The sequence below is a fragment of the Streptomyces sp. NPDC044061 genome, from assembly GCF_056434305.1.
In genome coordinates this window covers 1-16,604 of the sequence record NZ_JBWKFL010000021.1, presented here as the reverse complement: position 1 = coordinate 16,604, position 16,604 = coordinate 1, and the positions used below count along the sequence as shown (strand labels likewise).

Genomic DNA, 16,604 nt, shown 5'->3' with positions numbered 1-16,604 from the left:
GGCACGGAGCGCGAAGTCCCGCCTCCGCCCCCACCCCGGACACGGAACCGGAGGGCGGACGGCGATACTGTCCGTATGAAGCTCAGCCGCCCGGTCTCCTGGTTCCTGCTCGCCTTCGGAGTGTGGAGCTGGGTCATCTGGGTCACTTTCGTCAAGAACCTGGTCAAGGACAGCAGCGGGCTCGCCTTCGACGACGGTCACCCGACCGCGTACTTCTGGGTGCACCTGCTGCTGGCGGTCGTCTCCTTCGTATTGGGGACGGTCGTCGGGGCCATCGGGTTGCGCGGACTGCGCGCACTGCGCCGCACGTCATAGCGGGGGGCACGGCAGCGTGGTCATCGTCCTCGTCCTCGCCGGGCTGGTCGTCCTCGCCGTCCTGGCGCTGGGGCACCGGTACCTGTGGTGCCGTCTGGTGCGGGACACGACGCGCGGCCCGGGCCTCGCCCGCCGTGCCGGCACGGCGCTCTTCGTCGGCGGCCCGCTGCTGATGATCACGGCACTGGTCGCCGAACGCACCGGCGCCCCGTTCTGGCTCCAGCGCACGCTCGCCTGGCCCGGCTTCCTGTGGATGGCGCTGGCGCTGTACCTGCTGCTCGCAGTGGCGGCGGGAGAGGTCGTACGGCCCCTGCTGCGGCGGCTGGTGGCCCGGCGGGCGCCCGCCGCCACACCGCCCGTACCCGCGCCGGAGACCGTACCGGCGGGCCCGCCCCGGTCCAGCGAGCCGGAGCCCCCGCAGCCGCGGCCCGAGGCGCAGGGGCTGCCCTCCCGCCGCCTCTTCGTCTCCCGTGTCGTCGGCGGCGCGGCCGCGGCCGCCGCCGTCGGGACCGTCGGACAGGGCACCTACGGTGTGCTGCGCGGGCCCCGTGTGAAACGCGTCACCGTGCCGCTCGCCAAACTGCCGCGCGCCGCGCACGGTTTCCGGATCGCGGTGGTCAGCGACATCCACCTGGGCCCCGTCCTCGGGCGCGGGTTCGCCCAGCGGGTCGTCGACACCGTCAACGCCACCCAGCCCGATCTGATCGCGGTCGTCGGCGACCTGGTGGACGGCAGCGTCAAGGACCTCGGCCCGGCCGCCGCGCCCCTCGCGCAACTGACCGCCAGGCACGGCGCCTACTTCGTCACCGGCAACCACGAGTACTTCTCCGGCGCCGAACAGTGGGTCGCCGAGGTGCGCACCCTCGGCCTGCACCCGCTGGAGAACGCCCGCACCGAACTGCCGTACTTCGACCTGGCCGGGGTGAACGACCTGCAGGGCGAGAGCGAGGGCCACGGGCCCGACTTCGGCAGGGCGCTCGGCGACCGGGATCCGGCACGCGCCTGTGTACTCCTCGCCCACCAGCCGGTGCAGATCCACGAGGCCGTCCGGCACGGCGTCGACCTCCAGCTCTCCGGCCACACCCACGGCGGCCAGCTCTGGCCAGGCAACCTCGTCGCGGCCGCCGCCAACCCCACCGTGGCCGGTCTCGAACGTTACGGCGACACACAGCTGTACGTCAGCAGGGGCGCCGGCGCCTGGGGACCGCCCACGCGCGTGGGGGCGCCGTCCGACGTGACGGTCATCGAACTGGCGTCGACGCGCGCCTGAACCCGGGCCCAACGCGCGCCTGACAGAAACCGCTTGTGACCCCTGTGAAGAGGCTGTGAAACCCGGCCGAAACAACGCCTCGGTAAGTTCTTGCTCATTCGGTCCGAATGCTCTTCCCCCCACTGAAACACGTGTGATTAGGTGAGCCGCGCCACCAAGGGGGGTGGCCATTTTGTGCTGTGCCAGGGGTAGGGCCTTGGCAGGCCTGGGGAGGGCACCACCATGCGATCTGTTCGCATGCGCATTCTTGTGACGCTGCTCGTACTCGCCGTCGTGGGGATCGGCGGCTGGCAGTTGCTGCCGTCGCAGCAGGACAAGAACAAGACGATCAGAGTCGGCACGACGGACGCCGTCACGTCACTGGACCCGGCCGGCGCCTACGACGCCGGTTCCTGGGCGCTGTTCAGCAACGTCTTCCAGACGCTGCTGACCTTCGAGCCGGGTGGTGTCGAACCGGTCCCGGACGCGGCGAAGAGCTGCGCCTTCGAGGGCAGCGGGCTGAAGACGTACCAGTGCCTGCTGCGCGACGACATCACCTTCCCGAGCGGACGCAAGATGACCGCCGAGGACGTGAAGTACTCCTTCGAGCGGGTCAAGAAGATCAATTCCGACGTCGGTCCGGCGTCGCTGTTCTCCACCCTCGCCTCGGTGAGCGCCGACAGCGCGACGACGGTCACCTTCCATCTCGCCTCGCCGGACGCCACCTTCCCGCTGAAGGTGGCCACCGGCGCCGGTTCGATCGTCGACAAGGACGCCTACCCGGCCGGCGCCCTGCGCACCGGCGACGGTGTCGACGGCACCGGTCCGTACACGCTGACCTCGTACACGAAGAACAAGAAGGCCGACCTCGCGCCGTACAGGAACTACCGCGGCTATCTGAGCGGTACCGGCCGCCCGGTCGAACTGCGCTACTACGCCGACTCACAGAAGCTCAGCGGCGCCTGGGACGCCAAGCAGCTCGACCTCGCCACCCGGACGCTGCCGCCGAACGTGCTCTCCGAGCTCAACCCGAGCGACCCGAAGCAGCGCGTCACCGAGTCCGACAGCTCCGAGACCCGCAACCTCTACCTCAACACCCGCTCCGCCTCCCCGCTGCACGATGTGCGCGTGCGCCGCGCCATGGCCTGGCTGGTCAACCGCGAGCGACTGGCCGTCAAGGTGTACGAGGGCACGGTCGACCCGCTTTACTCGCTGATCCCGACCGGCATCACCGGCCACACCACGTCATTCTTCGACAGCTACCCGAAGCAGAGCACCCAGAAAGCCCGGGAACTGCTCACGCAGGCCGGGGTGACCCTGCCGGTGCGTTTCACCTTCGGCTACGGCAAGAACCGAGGGGCCGGTGAGGAGGAGGCCGCGGAGCTGAAGAAGCAACTGGAGGCGAGCGGCCTGTTCAAGGTGGACGTCCAGGGCTATGAGTGGACCGACTTCCAGAAGCGCTGGGCCGCCGGGAAGATGGACGCCTGGGCTGTCGGCTGGGTGGCCGACTATCCCGACGCGGACACCTTCGGCTCCCCGCTCGTCGGCACCGGCTCCACCATGAGCACCGGCTACAGCAACAAGGCCGTGGACCACCTCATCCTGGACAGCCAGCAGTACGCCGACCGGGCGCGGGCGGCCGGCGACTTCCGTGACATCCAGGCGGACGTGGCGACCGACGTGCCGCTGATCCCGCTGTGGCAGCGCAAGGAGTACGTGGTCAGCACCGAGGACGTCGGCGGTGGCCAGTACCTCACGGACGGCACGGGCGTGTTCCGCCTGTGGCGTCTGCAGTGGATCTGACCCACCCCGTTCCGGGGCGCGGTCAGTCCGCCCGCCGCGCCCCCGGATCCGGCAGCGCCCTCGTCATACCCGGCAGGAAGTCCGTGAACAGCTCGTGGACCTCCAGCACCAGGGGCCGCAGCACCCGGAAGCGGGCCAGGGCGACGCCGCGGGAGGTCAGCCGCGCCCCGCGGCGCGCCAGCCGGTAGCTGCGCTCGTAGCCCTCGGTGCGGTCGAACACCCAGTACAGGACGAGACCCATCTGGGAGAGCCACATCAACTCCGGGAGCACGTCCCGGAGTTCGGGGGCCACCTTGGACTTGGAGCCGGCCAGTACCTCGCGATGGACGCTTATGGCCTGCTCGCGGGCGTGCTCGCTCTCGGACGAGAACGGGCTGAGCGGGCTGTCGGGGTCGGCGGCGTTCTTGAAGAACTGCACGGCGAACTCGTGGTACGGCCTGGCGATGTCCAGCCACGCGGTCAGCACGCCCGCGATCCGCGCCTCGAGGTCGGTCTCCCGGTCCAGGACCTCCCGGACCGCCACCTGGTGCTCGGCGGCGATCCGGTCGTAGAAGCCCTGGATCAGGTGCTCCTTGCCCTCGAAGTAGTAGTAGGCGTTGCCGACGGAGACCCCGGCCTCCTTGGCGATGGCCCGCATGGTCGTCTTGTCGTAGCCACGCTCCTGGAACAACCGCATCGCGGTCTCCAGGATCAGCGCGCGGGTCTGCTCGGACTTGGTCTGGAGGCCGGCCTCGGGGCCGTCGTTCTTGGCGGACACGGTAGGAGCCTAACCAGTGGCGCAGGCACCGTCGGAGCAGGACGGCGGCTCATGGGTCCAGCCCCGGCCGGGGTGGTACGACCACCCGTCGGCCCGGCGATAGGTCTGGTGTCCGCCCCACTGCGCACCCCGCCACTTCGCGGCCGCCAGCACCGCCCCGCGGGCCAGCCTGGCGCCGGCCGGGGTGCTCAGCCGGTGGGCGAGCGGGCGGTGTTCGCGCAGGGCCCACAGGACGACGATCCAGGCGTGGGAGCCCTGGTAGACCTGTCCGGAGTCGCCGATCACGGTGACCTCGTCGAGGGTGGCGGCGTGATCGAGTCCGGGGAAGCGTCCGCGGGCCTCGGCCGACCCGGCCGGGACCAGCTCCAGCGGCACCAGTTGGGACTGCCGTACGAGCCAGGCGCGCAGGTGGGTGCACAGCCCGCACTCGGCGTCGTACAGGACGGTGAGCCCGCGGACCGGGGCGCCGACGGCACCCCGGCCCTCCGTGGCGGTCACGGTGGTCACGCTCCGACCGTCGGCGGGACCCAGCCCTGCGGGGCCACCGGAGGCTGCTGCTCCTGCTCCATGAGCCCGCGCCGCCGGATCTTGTTGAGCACGTACACGTTGCCCAGGTGCATCACGCCGAGGACCAGCAGCACCACGCCGAGCTTGGCCGACAGGGCCTCGAAGATGCCGCGGGTGTCGTCGATGTCCCCGCTGTCGTTCAGGTAGAGCGCCACGAAGCCGAGGTTGACGAGGTAGAAGCCGACCACCAGGAGGTGGTTGACGGCGTCGGCGAGCTTCTCGTTGCCGCGCAGCACGTCGGCCAGGAAGACCCGGCCGTTGCGGCTGAGCGTGCGGGCCACCCAGACGGTCAGCGCGATGCTGACGACCAGGTAGATGACGTAGGCGATGACGGTGCGGTCCATGCCCCACCCCTTCTTGAACGCGTTCAAAACGCTGACAGGCATGACTGTAGACCTGCTTTTGAACATGTTCAACTCAAGGGTGGAGAGACCCTCGTCTCAGCCCCTGCGGCCCAGCGCCGGCCGCTTGCTGTAGTCCGTGAACCCGAGGACGTTCCCCCAGGGGTCGGCGATCTCGACCGTCCAGCCGGTGGCCACCGGGAACGCACCGTCCAGCGGCGCGATCCCGGCGGCGGCCAGTTCCCGCGCGGCCGCCCGTGCGTCCGGCACCTCCAGCCACAGGCGCGGCGAGGGCCAGGGCGGCGTCCGGTGCCCCAGTCCCTCCTCGGCACGCAGCAGAATGCCGGGCGTCTCACCGCCGACCTTCAGTTGGGCGATCCCGCCCTCGTCGAACCGGAACCCGACCTCGAACCCGGCCCGCTCGTAGAACCCCACGGCCTCCCCGAGGTCCCCGACGGGGAGCAGCACATTGTCGAACCCGAGCAGCTCGTACGACTCTTCGTCTGACATGTCGTCACATTAAGCCGCAAACCAGACCGGATGCGAGGAGCCCCACCGAAGCGAATCCCGAGGGCCACCGCGGCCGCGGGCCGCTCACGCACAGAGGCCCCGTTCCCATACGCGGTTCGTATGGGAACGGGGCCTCTGGCCGAGCTGTGGCGTGAGGAATCAGTAGCGGCGCGTGATCAGTGCGCGCTTGACTTCCTGGATCGCCTTGGTGACCTCGATGCCGCGCGGGCAGGCGTCCGTGCAGTTGAAGGTCGTGCGGCAGCGCCAGACGCCGTCGCGGTCGTTGAGGATCTCCAGGCGCTGCTCGCCCGCCTCGTCACGGCTGTCGAAGATGAAGCGGTGGGCGTTCACGATCGCGGCCGGGCCGAAGTACTGGCCGTCGTTCCAGAACACCGGGCAGGAGGAGGTGCAGGCCGCGCAGAGGATGCACTTCGTCGTGTCGTCGAAGCGCTCGCGGTCCTCGGCGGACTGCAGCCGCTCACGGGTCGGCTCGTTCGTCTCCTTGGTGACCAGGAACGGCATGACGTCCCGGTACGCCTGGAAGAACGGCTCCATGTCCACGACCAGGTCCTTCAGGACCGTCAGGCCCTTTATGGGCTCGACCGTGATCGGCTTCTCGGGGTTGATGTCCTTGATCAGCGTCTTGCAGGCAAGGCGGTTCTTGCCGTTGATCCGCATCGCGTCCGAGCCGCAGATGCCGTGCGCGCACGAGCGGCGGAAGGTGAGGGTGCCGTCGATGTCCCACTTGATCTTGTGGAGGCCGTCGAGGACACGCTCCTTCGGGTCGATCTCCAGCTGGAAGTCTTCCCAGGTCGCCTCCGCCGAGACCTCCGGGTTGAACCGGCGGACGCGGAAGGTGACCGTGATGTAGGGGGAGTCGGCGAAGCCGGGCTCGGGCTGGCCGGCCGCGTCCGCCTTGTCCAGAACAGGGGTAGCCATCAGTACTTACGCTCCATCGGCTGGTAGCGGGTCTGGACGACCGGCTTGTAGTCGAGACGGACGGTTTCCGAGCCGTCGGCGCCGACCTCGCGGTACGCCATGGTGTGGCGCATGAAGTTGACGTCGTCGCGGTTCGGGTAGTCCTCGCGGTAGTGACCGCCGCGGGACTCCTTGCGGGCCAGGGCCGAGACGGCCATGACCTCGGCCAGGTCGAGCAGGTTGCCGAGCTCGATCGCCTCGAGGAGGTCCGTGTTGAACCGCTTGCCCTTGTCCTGGATCGCCACGTTCTTGTAGCGCTCGCGCAGCTCGGCGATCTTCTCGACGGCCGTCTTGATCGTCTGCTCGGTGCGGAACACCATGACGTTGGCGTCCATGGTCTCCTGCAGCTCGCGGCGCAGGGTGGCCACCCGCTCGTTGCCGGTGGAGGTGCGCAGCCGCTCGATCTGCTCGACGACGAGGGACTCGGGGTTCTCCGGCAGCTCGACGAAGTCCGCCGTGTGGGCGTACTCCGCGGCGGCGATGCCCGCGCGGCGGCCGAAGACGTTGATGTCCAGCAGCGAGTTCGTGCCCAGGCGGTTGGCGCCGTGGACCGAGACGCAGGCGACCTCGCCGGCGGCGTACAGGCCGGGGACGACCGTCGTGTTGTCCGCCAGGACCTCACCCTCGACGTTCGTCGGGATGCCGCCCATGGCGTAGTGCGCGGTCGGCTGGATCGGGATCGGGTCCGTGTAGGGCTCGATGCCGAGGTAGGTGCGCGCGAACTCGGTGATGTCCGGGAGCTTGGCGTCCAGCTGCTCCGGCGGCAGGTGGGTGAGGTCCAGGTAGACGTGGTCGCCCTCGGGACCACAGCCACGGCCTTCGCGGATCTCCGTGTAGATGGAGCGGGAGACCACGTCGCGGGACGCGAGGTCCTTCATCACCGGCGCGTACTTCTCCATGAAGCGCTCGCCGTCCTTGTTGCGGAGGATGCCGCCCTCACCACGGGCGCCCTCCGTCAGCAGGATGCCCATGCGCCAGATGCCGGTCGGGTGGAACTGGAAGAACTCCATGTCCTCCAGCGGCAGGCCCCGGCGGTAGACGGCGGCCTGGCCGTCACCGGTGAGGGTGTGCGCGTTGGAGGTCACCTTGAAGAACTTGCCGGTGCCGCCGGAGGCGTAGATCACGGACTTCGCCTGGAAGACGTGGATCTCACCGGTCGCCAGCTCGTACGCCACGACACCGGCCGACCTCTTGACGCCGTCGACCTCGGTCATCAGCTGGTCGAGGACGTAGAACTCGTTGAAGAACTCCACGCCCTCCTTGACGCAGTTCTGGTACAGCGTCTGGAGGATCATGTGGCCGGTGCGGTCCGCGGCGTAGCAGGACCGGCGGACCGGGGCCTCGCCGTGGTTGCGGGAGTGACCGCCGAAGCGGCGCTGGTCGATGGTGCCGTTCGGGGTCCGGTTGAACGGCAGACCCATCTTCTCCAGGTCGAGGACGGCGTCGATGGCCTCCTTCGCCAGGATCTCGGCGGCGTCCTGGTCGACCAGGTAGTCACCGCCCTTGACCGTGTCGAAGGTGTGCCACTCCCAGTTGTCCTCCTCCACGTTGGCCAGCGCGGCGGCCATGCCGCCCTGCGCGGCGCCCGTGTGGGAGCGGGTCGGGTAGAGCTTGGTCAGGACCGCGGTGCGGCTGCGCTTCGTCGACTCGATGGCCGCACGCATGCCCGCGCCACCGGCGCCGACGATGACGGTGTCGTACTTGTGGATCTTCATGATTCTCGCAGCCCCGTGCCTAGCGGATGTTCGGGTCGAAGGTGAAGATCACCAGCGTGCCCAGCAGGATGGTGAACACCGTGGCGGTGTAGAGCAGGCCCTTGAGCCACAGCCGGGAGTTCGGCCGCTCGGCGTAGTCGTTGATGATCGTGCGCAGGCCGTTGGCACCGTGCAGCATCGCCAGCCACAGCATCAGCAGGTCCCATACCTGCCAGAACGGGGACGCCCAGCGGCCGGCCACGAAGGCGAAGCCGACCTTGGAGACGCCGCCGTCCAGCACCAGCTGGATCAGGAGGTGGCCGATCACGAGGACGACCAGCACGACGCCGGACAGGCGCATGAAGAGCCAGGCGGCCAGCTCGAAGTTGCCCCGGGTGGACTTCGGGGTCTTCCTGGTGCGCTTGCGCGGCGCCTCGATCAGCGGGGCCGGGTTGTCGACGGTGTAGACGGGAGCGCCCTCGACGGGGCCGACTCCGGGCGCGGGGGTTTCAGTCGTGGACATCGGCGTCAGCTCCCAAAGAGGACACGGGCGGCGTGGCCGAGGACCGGGTAGATCGCCCCGGCCATCAGGACGATCCAGACGCCCATCACGGTCCAGAACATCTGCTTCTGGTAGCGCGGGCCCTTCGACCAGAAGTCGACGGCGATGACGCGCAGGCCGTTGAGCGCGTGGAAGAGAATGGCGGCCACGAGGCCGTATTCCAGAAGCGCGACGATCGGCGTCTTGTACGTGGCTACGACCCTGTCGTAGGCCTCGGGGGAGACACGGACGAGTGCGGTGTCCAGCACATGAACGAACAGGAAGAAGAAGATGAGGACGCCGGTGACTCGGTGAGCCACCCAGGACCACATTCCTTCCCGGCCGCGGTACAGCGTTCCAGCCGGCACGGAAGAACCCTCCGGGAGCGGGGACTAGGGCCGCGCCGGCTTCACTGTCGGTCGGGCCCGGCCGGGTACGGTCCACCGGCCCCCAGCATCGTATCCATGCGGTGCGGTGCGGCTTACGGGGGGCCTACTTGTGTGATCAAAGTGGCACGCGGTTGGGCTAGCGGCGAGGGCCGCCGGGGTGGCTGATGCCGCTATTTGCCGGGTGCGGGTGCGTTTGGGCTGGTCGCCCCCCGCGGCGCAGCAGCCGAGGGGCAGGGCTCGGCGCCCCGCAGGCAACTCGCCAGCCTGCTTCCCGCGACACGCCGTAGCTCCTCCGCCGCCAGGACGCGTTCCTCCTCCGGATCGTTGGTCAATCGTGACCGGATGCCTTCGAGGATGCGGTCGATTACCTCGTCCGGGTGCACATCGCCCAGATAGATGACGAACGCGTGTCCGAATCGAGCCTCGTAGGCCGCGTGCGCCGCGCTCAGGGCCATGTGGGCCGCCGAGTAGATGTCCTCCGGCAGCTCCGGGAGCGACTCGCCCGCCAGGGCCTCGGCCAGGTCGCCCGGGGCCAGGTCGTACGCCGCCTCGTCCGCCGCGGCCAGGAGGGAGGCCAGGTCGGGGTAGGGACGGTGGTCGGCGATGCGGCGGGACCAGTGCAGGCTGCGCAGGCAGTGCAGCAGCAGGGCGCGGGCCTCGTCGGCGGGTGCGGCGTTGAAGGCGTCCAGCGGCTTGGGGAGATACGGCAGACGGTGCGCAGGCAGCGTGGGTCCTCGCGTCACATGTGGTGTGGCAGGGGATCTTGTGAAAGGTGTGTCGTCACGTTATCGAGAGTGGTCACTGTATGTCCGACGCATGCCCGAATTTCACCCGGACGGGAGAGTTTCGGAATGTCTCGGTGACGGGTGAACCGCCGATCGGTCGTACGTTGGCTGAGTGAGCCAGCACAGGCGCCGGGCCTCGGCGCAGCAGGTGAGGCGGAAGCAGGCGGTCCTGGCCGCCGCGTTCGTGGGTACCGTCGCGCTCGGCGTGGGCGTCGGTGTGTGGGCCTCGGCGGACGGCGGCGGAAGACCGGCGGGAGGCGTCGCGGGGGCGTCGGACCCCGCGGCCACCGGCGCGCCCCATCGCGCCGCCACGCCGGCCAGTCCCACGCCCAGCCGGTCCTACGCGCTCTCCCGGGCGCCGCGCACCATACCGGCGGTGCGCTCCCACACCCCGGCGCGCGGTCCCGGCTGGCGGCCGCGGCACGGCGAGCGGGTGGTGGTGAGCGATCCGGAGCTGGCCGACGAGGGGCGGCTGGTCGCCGGTGAGCTGGGCCTGTCGTACGCCGGGGAGAAGAGCGACGTGCGTGCGGGTGACGTCCGGCTCGCGCTCGGCAGCGGTGGCGGCCACCCGGAGTCGTACACCATGACCGTCCGGGGCGGCCGGGTCGACATCAGCGGGCCCGCCGACGCGGGCGTCTTCTACGGCACCCGCACCCTGAAGCAGGAGGTTCACGGCGGCGGCACGGCCCCGGAGGGCGTCGTGCGCGACGAGCCCGCCAAACCTGCGCGCGGCTTCATGCTGGACATCGCCCGCAAGCCGTACAGCGCGTCCTGGATCGAGGACCGGGTGCGCGAACTCGGGGACCTGAAGTTCAACGAGCTGGGGCTGCACTTCTCCGACGACCAGGGCTTCCGGATCGAGTCCAGCAGCCACCCCGAGATCGTCTCCAAGGACCATCTGACCAAGGCGCAGGTCAAGCGGATCGTGGATCTGGCGGCCAGTCGGCACATCACCGTCGTGCCCGAGATCGACTCGCCCGGACATCTGGGCGCGGTCATCGCCGCCCACCCCGACCTGCAGCTGCGCAACGCGAGCGGGGTCGCCACGCGGGGCGCGATCGACATCTCCAAGGCCGCCTCCGCGAAGATCGTCGACGACCTGCTGAACGAGTACGCCGGGCTCTTCACCGGCAACCAGTGGCACCTCGGCGGCGACGAGTACCAGGCCCTCACGGTGACGAACCCCGAGGCCTCGTACCCGCAGCTGGCGGCCGCCGCCCAGCAGAAGTTCGGCTCCGGCGGGACCGTCGCCGACCTCACGACCGGCTGGCTGAACGACCGGGCCGGCACCGTCCGCGCCCACGACCGGACCATGCGGGTGTGGAACGACGGCTTCTTCCGGAACACCTCCGTGCAGCCCGCCAAGGACCTCCAGGTCGCCTACTGGACCGGCAAGGAGATCGGCGCCCGGCAGCCGGAGGAGTACCTGAGCGCGGGCCGCAAGGTGCTCAACTACAACGACGAGTTCCTGTACTACGTCCTGGGCCAGCCGCAGACCTTCGTCTACCCGACCGGGCAGCGCATCTACGAGCAGTGGAACCCGCGGGTGCTGCGCAAGACGGCCGCCGTACCGGCCCGGTACGACGGGCAGATCCTCGGCGGGTCGTTCGCGGTGTGGAGCGACTTCCCCAACGCCCAGACCGAGGCGCAGGTCGCCGCCGGGATACGGATGCCGCTCAGGGCCACCGTGCAGAGGCTGTGGGACCCGCGCACCCCGGCGCTGTCCTGGGCCCAGTTCAAGGCGCTGGCGGACCGGCTGGGCTGAGCCGTCCGGGTGGACGTACCCGGCCGACGGACCGTATCTTCCGCGTGCCGCATCACACACGGGCGACACCGGGGGTCTCAGTCATGTCCGTTCCACACCTGCGCTCGCCGCTCGGGCTCGGCCAGGCCGCCGTCGCACTGCTGGGACTGGTCGCCGTCACCGATCTGCTCGCCGTCGGCGCCGGTCTCTACGTCCACGGGGCGTCGGACGACCTCGCGGCCGGCTCCTCCCCCTTCGAGACGGCGCCGCTGTCCGGGACCGCGCACCGCGCGGACACCCTGTACATGGCGACCGGCATGGCGCAGGCGGTGGTGTGGCTGGCCTGCGCCGTCGTGTTCCTGTGCTGGCTGTACCGGCTGCGGCTGAACGCCGAGGTGTTCAGCCCCGGCGGCCACCGCAAGGCGCGCGCGTGGGTGATCGCGGGCTGGATCGTGCCCCTGGCGAACTTCTGGTACCCGCGCCGGATCGTCCTGGACATCTGGGACGCCAGCCATTCCGGTGCCGGGCGTGCCCGGCACGCGCTGGTCAACGTCTGGTGGGCGCTGTGGCTGCTGAGCACCACGGCCGAGACCCTCGTCTCGGACGACTACGACTCGGCGCGCACCGCCGCGCAGTTCCGGAACGCCGCGCTGGAGGGAGTGGCCGTGGACGCCGTCGACCTCGTGACCGCCGCGCTCGCCCTCCTCGTCGTGCTGCGGCTGACCCGGATGCAGCACCGGAAGGCTCTCGCCGGTCCTGTGCCCGTCCTGGCTCTTGGCTGAAAACGCTCTTCTGTGACACTCTCTCGCCGTCGCACGCAGTAAGGGGAAGTGCGGGCTCCGTAAAGGCGGCGCCCTGGCGAGGGAGGCTTCGATGAGCCTGGTGGAACTGATCGCACAGGCCGACGAACGCGGCCTGGCCGCCAGCGGGCTGGCTTGTTTGGATCGGTGCGTTCCGCTGCTGGGCGGGGACGACGAGGTGCTGCGCCCGCTGTGGGCGAGCCTCGCCGACGGCTCCGCGTGGGCCGGGAGCCTGGAGAAGGCGCGGGGCGCGCTCGGTTCGGCGGAGGACGCGGACGAGGCCGCGCTGCTCGTCCACCGCATGCTGGAGGCGGCCCCGGCCGAACGCACCGCCGACGAGATACGGGTGTGGGCCGACGCCTGCTCCGTCGCCTCCCTGCGCATCCACCGGCTCCTCGACCCCGCCACCGGCGGCACCCTGTCGTCCGCGGCCCTGGAGGCCGAACGCGCGGGCGGCGCCGAGGACGCTTCCCCGCTGGTCGCCGCGGAACTGCGGCGCCAGGTCGTCGTCCTGGAACTCCTCGCCGAGCACGGCACGAACGGACTGCGCCGCGCCCTGGACGTGTCCGTCGAGGGCCGCCGGGTGCTGCGCGCGGTCGTCTCCCGCCGGGCCCGCGGCCGCGGCTGACGCCGGTTCCAAACTCCTGCTTCCGGGCGGGTTCTGTGGCCGTCGTGCGACGGCGGTGGGGCGGTCCTGCGCCGGTTGCGGAAACGGTCCGGATCCGGGTGACGGATGCCGCGCCCGGCTCGCTCTTCCCTATGTGACAGCGCAGTACGTGACAGCACAGCAGGAGTCCAGGCCGCACGCGGCGGCGAAGCCCGTGCGGTGGGCCGCGGACGCGGTGGCGACCATGCGCGAGGGCGCCCGGGTGCGGCTCGACTACTCGGCGCAGAGCCTGTGGCGGGTGGACCGGATGATCGAGGAGATACGGCGCGAGGGACCGCCGTACGAGGCGGTCGAGAGCGCGTTGCGGGGCTTCGGCGCCTATGCCGGAGAGGTCGTCGTCCGCCAGACAGGCGCCGAGTGGTGGGCGAGCGGTGGCGACCACTGGGTCCGCACACCCGACGGCCGGCTGTGGGACCCGCTCGACGAGGCCCGCCGGTGTTTCGCCGGCCAGGGCTCGCTGCGCCTGCTGTGCCGGGACGCGACCGCCTCCCGCTGACACGCCGCCGGCCGGGCCCCCCTCGCGCGAGCGGGTCCCGGCCGGCCGGATCTGCGGGCGCTACGGCGTCAGGGTCGTCCCGAGCGCCGCGTCGGTCGGCGTCCCGAGGGCCGTCTTGCTCAGCACCGCCGTCTGCGTGTAGCCGAGCCCCGTGCTGTTGCTCGGCAGGTACATCAGGATGCCGTCGCCGCCGTCCTCGCCCGCGACGCCCAGCGTCAGATCGGCGCGCCCGTACCCGGACAGGTCGGTCAGCGACACCGAGGAACCGAGCTTGTCGTCGGTCTCCGTGGAGCCGGGGACGCCGGAGGTGTCCTGCGAGACGGCGACCGCGCCGGAACCGGTCAGGCCGGTGGCGCCGCCCTTGATGAGGACGGCGGAGCCCGCGTTGGAGCGGTTCACGCCGTCCCGGGTGATGTCCTCGCCCGGCGCGCCCGCGAGCACGTCGGGGTGACCGTCGCCGTTGTAGTCGCCGATCGAGACGGAGGCGCCGAGCGCGTCGCCGGACTCGTCGGCGCCCGGGACACCCGAGGTGTCCTGGTGGATCGTGGTCATGCCCGTGGTGGTGAACCCGCCCGCCGAGCCGCGCACCAGGGTGACCTGGCCGCCCGCCTTGCCACCGGACTCGCTCGTGTACGGCTGCCCGATGACGATGTCGTCGTAGCCGTCGGCGTCCACGTCGCCCGCGGCGAGCGCCCGGCCGCCCTTCACCGAGATGACGCCCGCCTTCGTCAGGCCGGTCGCCGAGCCCGCGAACCGGACCACACGCCCGATGCCGCCCGCGTCCCGGTAGTTCAGGGCCACGTCGGCGTAGCCGTCCCGGTTGAAGTCGCCGGTCGCGGCGTCCAGGTAGGCGACCGAGCCGGTGGCGGTGGTCAGCGTGCCGGAGGCGGTGGCGCCGCCGGTGAGCCGGGCGTTCCAGTTGCCGCCCTTGCCGGTGCCGGCCGAGAAGACGTCCGCCTTGCCGTCGCCGTTGAAGTCGCCGACCGCCACGGTGGAGCCGAGCTTGGCGCCGGTCGCGGTCACGCTGCCCGACGTGGTGTAGGAGAAGCCGGAGTTCAGGGCCGGGCCGTACAGGACCGTCACCGCGCCCCGGTCGGCGTGGCCGCTGGTGTCGTCCTCGCCGGACGCGCCGATCGCGAGGTCGGCGTAGCCGTCGCCGTTGACGTCGCCCCAGGCGGTCGCGGAACCGAAGTCGTCACCGGACTCGGAGGAGCCGGGCACGCCCGGGCTGCTCTGGGTGAGCGTGACCTTCTTCGAGCCGACCGGCCCGTCGACGCCACCCGGCACGACCGTCACCGAGTTCGCCTTCGGGGTGCCCGCCACCAGGTCGGGCAGGCCGTCCCGGTCGACGTCCGAGGTGGGCAGCGCGTGCGAGACGCCCGCGCTCTTGGCGAGCGTGGCGATCAGCGACAGCTTCTTGTACAGGTTGTCGCCGGGGCAGGCGGTGGCGTTGGTGTCCCGGTGGCCGAACACCCGCGGCAGCGTGATGTCCTGGCCCTTGTCGACCAGGTTGCCGTCCTGGCCCTTCGGGCTGCCGGAGGTCAGCGTGACCTTGCCGGTCGGGTCGACGCCGTACATGCCGAACTTCCACGCCACGATCCGCGCGATCGAGTCCAGCGCGGCCCGGGAGGGCTGTGCGGTCATGTAGTTGCCGATGTAGGAGATGCCGACCGTGTTCGTGTTGAACCCGATGTCGTGCGCTCCGACCACCGGCAGGTCCATCCCGCCGCTGCGGCCCTCGAAGATCTGCCCGCAGCGGTCGACCACGAAGTTGTAGCCGATGTCGTAGTAGCCGCGGGAGAAGTGCTCCTGCTGGATGGTGCGCATCCGGGCCCGCGAGTCGGCGCAGGACAGCGTGTTGTCGCTGTCGACGCCGGTGTGGTGGATGACCGCGGCCTTGATCTCGGTGCCGTAGCTCGGCGTGCCGTCGTAGTCCGTGGAGGCGCCCCACTCGGCCTGCGTGATGACCGGGGGCTTGGCGACCGTCGAGGGAACGGGCGCCGGGACCGTGCTGGACGGTGACGGGGTGACGGACGGAGAGACGGACGCGGAGGCGGAGTCGGACGCCGAGGCAGAGGCGGACGTCGACGCCGACTCCGACGCCGACGTCGAGTCGGAGGGCGCCGGGGCGGAGACCGACGACGAGTCGGTCGGCTCCGGCGTCGTCGTCTCCGCCGCGTACGCCGCCGGCTCCGGGGTGCCCGCCGGATCGGTACCGGGGTCCAGGAGCTTGACGTCCATGCCGGCCGGCTGGCCGGCCGCCTCGGTGCCGTCGGCCTTCACCACACGCACCTGGACACCGTCGGAGTCACCGGTCCACAGCGAGGCCGTACCGCCGCGCACGTCGGTCCCGGCACGCGCGGCCTCCGCGCCGTCGGCCTGGTACGGGTCGTCCGGCAGCTTCTGCCACCCGGACCACTTGCCGGTCTCCCGGTCCCGGGTGCGCACCTGCGGTGTGCCCTTGGCCTCGGCGTCGGCGTCGTTCCAGGTCAGCAGGAGCGCGCTGAACCGGTCGGTGCCCTTCTGCCCCAGCCCCTTGCGGCCCGAGCCACGGTTCTCGAGCTTCAGTGTGTGGACCGACGGCTTGCGGCTCGCCCCCTTGCCGTCGGACGGCGCCGGCTGGTCCGCCATCGCGTAGGTCACGATGCCGGCACCGCTCAGCACGACCGCTCCGGCCGTCAGCCAGGCCCGCCCCTTGAGACTGAGCGGTTTGTACGCACGGGTCCTGCGAGGACTCACTACCCCACCCCTAGACAATGAACACGACAGCACCACGCGTCACGGGTGCCACTTACTCAGCGCTCGGCTCTGACGAAACGTCACTCGGCCCGCGTCACCGAAACGGCCTGCCCGCCAGGGCCACGACACTCAGCACGACGGCGGTGGCGAGCACGAGTCGGCTCGCGGTCCGGCGCAGCGGGCTCATCCGGCGGCCTCCGCCTGCCCCGGCGTCGCCGAGGGCAGTTCC

Annotated in this window: 17 protein-coding genes; 7 read left to right on the top strand and 10 right to left on the bottom strand. The window is 70.8% G+C overall.

Annotated elements, in window-relative coordinates:
* Positions 1-75: 75 nt before the first annotated feature.
* From AC07CM_RS30665 to AC07CM_RS30655, 3 genes are all read left to right on the top strand, one after another.
* Complete coding sequence (locus tag AC07CM_RS30665) at positions 76-315, top strand: SCO4848 family membrane protein (protein WP_478879710.1); 240 nt, start codon at positions 76-78, stop codon at positions 313-315.
* 16 nt (positions 316-331) lie between these two features.
* Entirely contained in the window at positions 332-1,585 is a 1,254-nt protein-coding gene (locus tag AC07CM_RS30660; RefSeq protein WP_478879709.1) for a metallophosphoesterase, read from the top strand.
* A 237-nt stretch (positions 1,586-1,822) separates the two neighbouring features.
* Positions 1,823-3,367 (top strand): ABC transporter substrate-binding protein, encoded by a 1,545-nt coding sequence (locus AC07CM_RS30655; RefSeq protein WP_478879708.1) that lies wholly within the window; start codon positions 1,823-1,825, stop codon positions 3,365-3,367.
* Positions 3,368-3,389: 22 nt separating this feature from the next.
* Here the strand turns inward: AC07CM_RS30655 and AC07CM_RS30650 are convergent, their stop codons facing one another.
* The 9 genes from AC07CM_RS30650 to AC07CM_RS30610 all read right to left on the bottom strand — a co-directional run bounded on the left by AC07CM_RS30650 (position 3,390) and on the right by AC07CM_RS30610 (position 9,887).
* Positions 3,390-4,124 carry a TetR/AcrR family transcriptional regulator gene (locus AC07CM_RS30650; RefSeq protein ID WP_478879707.1) on the bottom strand — a complete coding sequence of 245 codons (735 nt, stop codon included), beginning with the start codon at positions 4,122-4,124 and terminating at the stop codon, positions 3,390-3,392.
* A 9-nt stretch (positions 4,125-4,133) separates the two neighbouring features.
* On the bottom strand, positions 4,134-4,622 hold the full coding sequence (locus tag AC07CM_RS30645; protein WP_478879820.1) for a thiol-disulfide oxidoreductase DCC family protein: 489 nt from the start codon (positions 4,620-4,622) through the stop codon (positions 4,134-4,136).
* A gap of 5 nt (positions 4,623-4,627) precedes the next feature.
* On the bottom strand, positions 4,628-5,035 hold the full coding sequence (locus AC07CM_RS30640) for a hypothetical protein (RefSeq protein ID WP_478879706.1): 408 nt from the start codon (positions 5,033-5,035) through the stop codon (positions 4,628-4,630).
* Between the two features lie 96 nt (positions 5,036-5,131).
* Complete coding sequence (locus tag AC07CM_RS30635; RefSeq protein ID WP_478879705.1) at positions 5,132-5,542, bottom strand: VOC family protein; 411 nt, start codon at positions 5,540-5,542, stop codon at positions 5,132-5,134.
* 159 nt (positions 5,543-5,701) lie between these two features.
* Positions 5,702-6,481 carry a succinate dehydrogenase iron-sulfur subunit gene (locus AC07CM_RS30630; protein WP_471079198.1) on the bottom strand — a complete coding sequence of 260 codons (780 nt, stop codon included), beginning with the start codon at positions 6,479-6,481 and terminating at the stop codon, positions 5,702-5,704.
* The gene (sdhA, locus tag AC07CM_RS30625) at positions 6,481-8,235 is read right to left on the bottom strand and encodes a succinate dehydrogenase flavoprotein subunit (protein ID WP_478879704.1); all 1,755 of its coding nucleotides are present in this window, start codon (positions 8,233-8,235) and stop codon (positions 6,481-6,483) included. The genes AC07CM_RS30630 and sdhA overlap by 1 nt, the downstream gene beginning before the upstream one ends.
* A 19-nt stretch (positions 8,236-8,254) precedes the next feature.
* Positions 8,255-8,737 (bottom strand): succinate dehydrogenase hydrophobic membrane anchor subunit, encoded by a 483-nt coding sequence (locus tag AC07CM_RS30620; protein ID WP_478879703.1) that lies wholly within the window; start codon positions 8,735-8,737, stop codon positions 8,255-8,257.
* A 5-nt stretch (positions 8,738-8,742) separates the two neighbouring features.
* Complete coding sequence (sdhC, locus tag AC07CM_RS30615; protein WP_478879702.1) at positions 8,743-9,123, bottom strand: succinate dehydrogenase, cytochrome b556 subunit; 381 nt, start codon at positions 9,121-9,123, stop codon at positions 8,743-8,745.
* 191 nt (positions 9,124-9,314) lie between these two features.
* Positions 9,315-9,887 (bottom strand): 2-oxo-4-hydroxy-4-carboxy-5-ureidoimidazoline decarboxylase, encoded by a 573-nt coding sequence (locus AC07CM_RS30610; RefSeq protein ID WP_478879701.1) that lies wholly within the window; start codon positions 9,885-9,887, stop codon positions 9,315-9,317.
* Between the two features lie 190 nt (positions 9,888-10,077).
* Here AC07CM_RS30610 and AC07CM_RS30605 point away from each other — a divergent pair, with 190 nt between their 5' ends.
* The 4 genes from AC07CM_RS30605 to AC07CM_RS30590 all read left to right on the top strand — a co-directional run bounded on the left by AC07CM_RS30605 (position 10,078) and on the right by AC07CM_RS30590 (position 13,636).
* Positions 10,078-11,694 carry a beta-N-acetylhexosaminidase gene (locus AC07CM_RS30605; RefSeq protein ID WP_478879819.1) on the top strand — a complete coding sequence of 539 codons (1,617 nt, stop codon included), beginning with the start codon at positions 10,078-10,080 and terminating at the stop codon, positions 11,692-11,694.
* A gap of 83 nt (positions 11,695-11,777) precedes the next feature.
* Positions 11,778-12,455, top strand: a complete 678-nt coding sequence (locus AC07CM_RS30600; protein WP_478879700.1) for a DUF4328 domain-containing protein — start codon at positions 11,778-11,780, stop codon at positions 12,453-12,455.
* A gap of 91 nt (positions 12,456-12,546) precedes the next feature.
* Positions 12,547-13,101 (top strand): hypothetical protein, encoded by a 555-nt coding sequence (locus tag AC07CM_RS30595; protein WP_478879699.1) that lies wholly within the window; start codon positions 12,547-12,549, stop codon positions 13,099-13,101.
* Positions 13,102-13,249: 148 nt separating this feature from the next.
* Positions 13,250-13,636, top strand: coding sequence for a hypothetical protein (locus tag AC07CM_RS30590; RefSeq protein WP_478879698.1), 387 nt, complete (start codon positions 13,250-13,252; stop codon positions 13,634-13,636).
* Positions 13,637-13,696: 60 nt separating this feature from the next.
* Here the strand turns inward: AC07CM_RS30590 and AC07CM_RS30585 are convergent, their stop codons facing one another.
* Complete coding sequence (locus AC07CM_RS30585; protein ID WP_478879697.1) at positions 13,697-16,375, bottom strand: FG-GAP-like repeat-containing protein; 2,679 nt, start codon at positions 16,373-16,375, stop codon at positions 13,697-13,699.
* Positions 16,376-16,604: the final 229 nt, after the last annotated feature.

Bases quoted from the DNA above. Each gene is read 5' to 3' on its own strand.
- AC07CM_RS30665 (WP_478879710.1), top strand. From the start codon at position 76: ATGAAGCTCAGCCGCCCGGTCTCCTGGTTCCTGCTCGCCTTCGGAGTG.
- AC07CM_RS30655 (WP_478879708.1), top strand. From the start codon at position 1,823: ATGCGCATTCTTGTGACGCTGCTCGTACTCGCCGTCGTGGGGATCGGC.
- AC07CM_RS30640 (WP_478879706.1), bottom strand. From the start codon at position 5,035: ATGGACCGCACCGTCATCGCCTACGTCATCTACCTGGTCGTCAGCATC.
- AC07CM_RS30635 (WP_478879705.1), bottom strand. From the start codon at position 5,542: ATGTCAGACGAAGAGTCGTACGAGCTGCTCGGGTTCGACAATGTGCTG.
- AC07CM_RS30630 (WP_471079198.1), bottom strand. From the start codon at position 6,481: ATGGCTACCCCTGTTCTGGACAAGGCGGACGCGGCCGGCCAGCCCGAG.
- sdhA (WP_478879704.1), bottom strand. From the start codon at position 8,235: ATGAAGATCCACAAGTACGACACCGTCATCGTCGGCGCCGGTGGCGCG.
- AC07CM_RS30620 (WP_478879703.1), bottom strand. From the start codon at position 8,737: ATGTCCACGACTGAAACCCCCGCGCCCGGAGTCGGCCCCGTCGAGGGC.
- AC07CM_RS30600 (WP_478879700.1), top strand. From the start codon at position 11,778: ATGTCCGTTCCACACCTGCGCTCGCCGCTCGGGCTCGGCCAGGCCGCC.
- AC07CM_RS30595 (WP_478879699.1), top strand. From the start codon at position 12,547: ATGAGCCTGGTGGAACTGATCGCACAGGCCGACGAACGCGGCCTGGCC.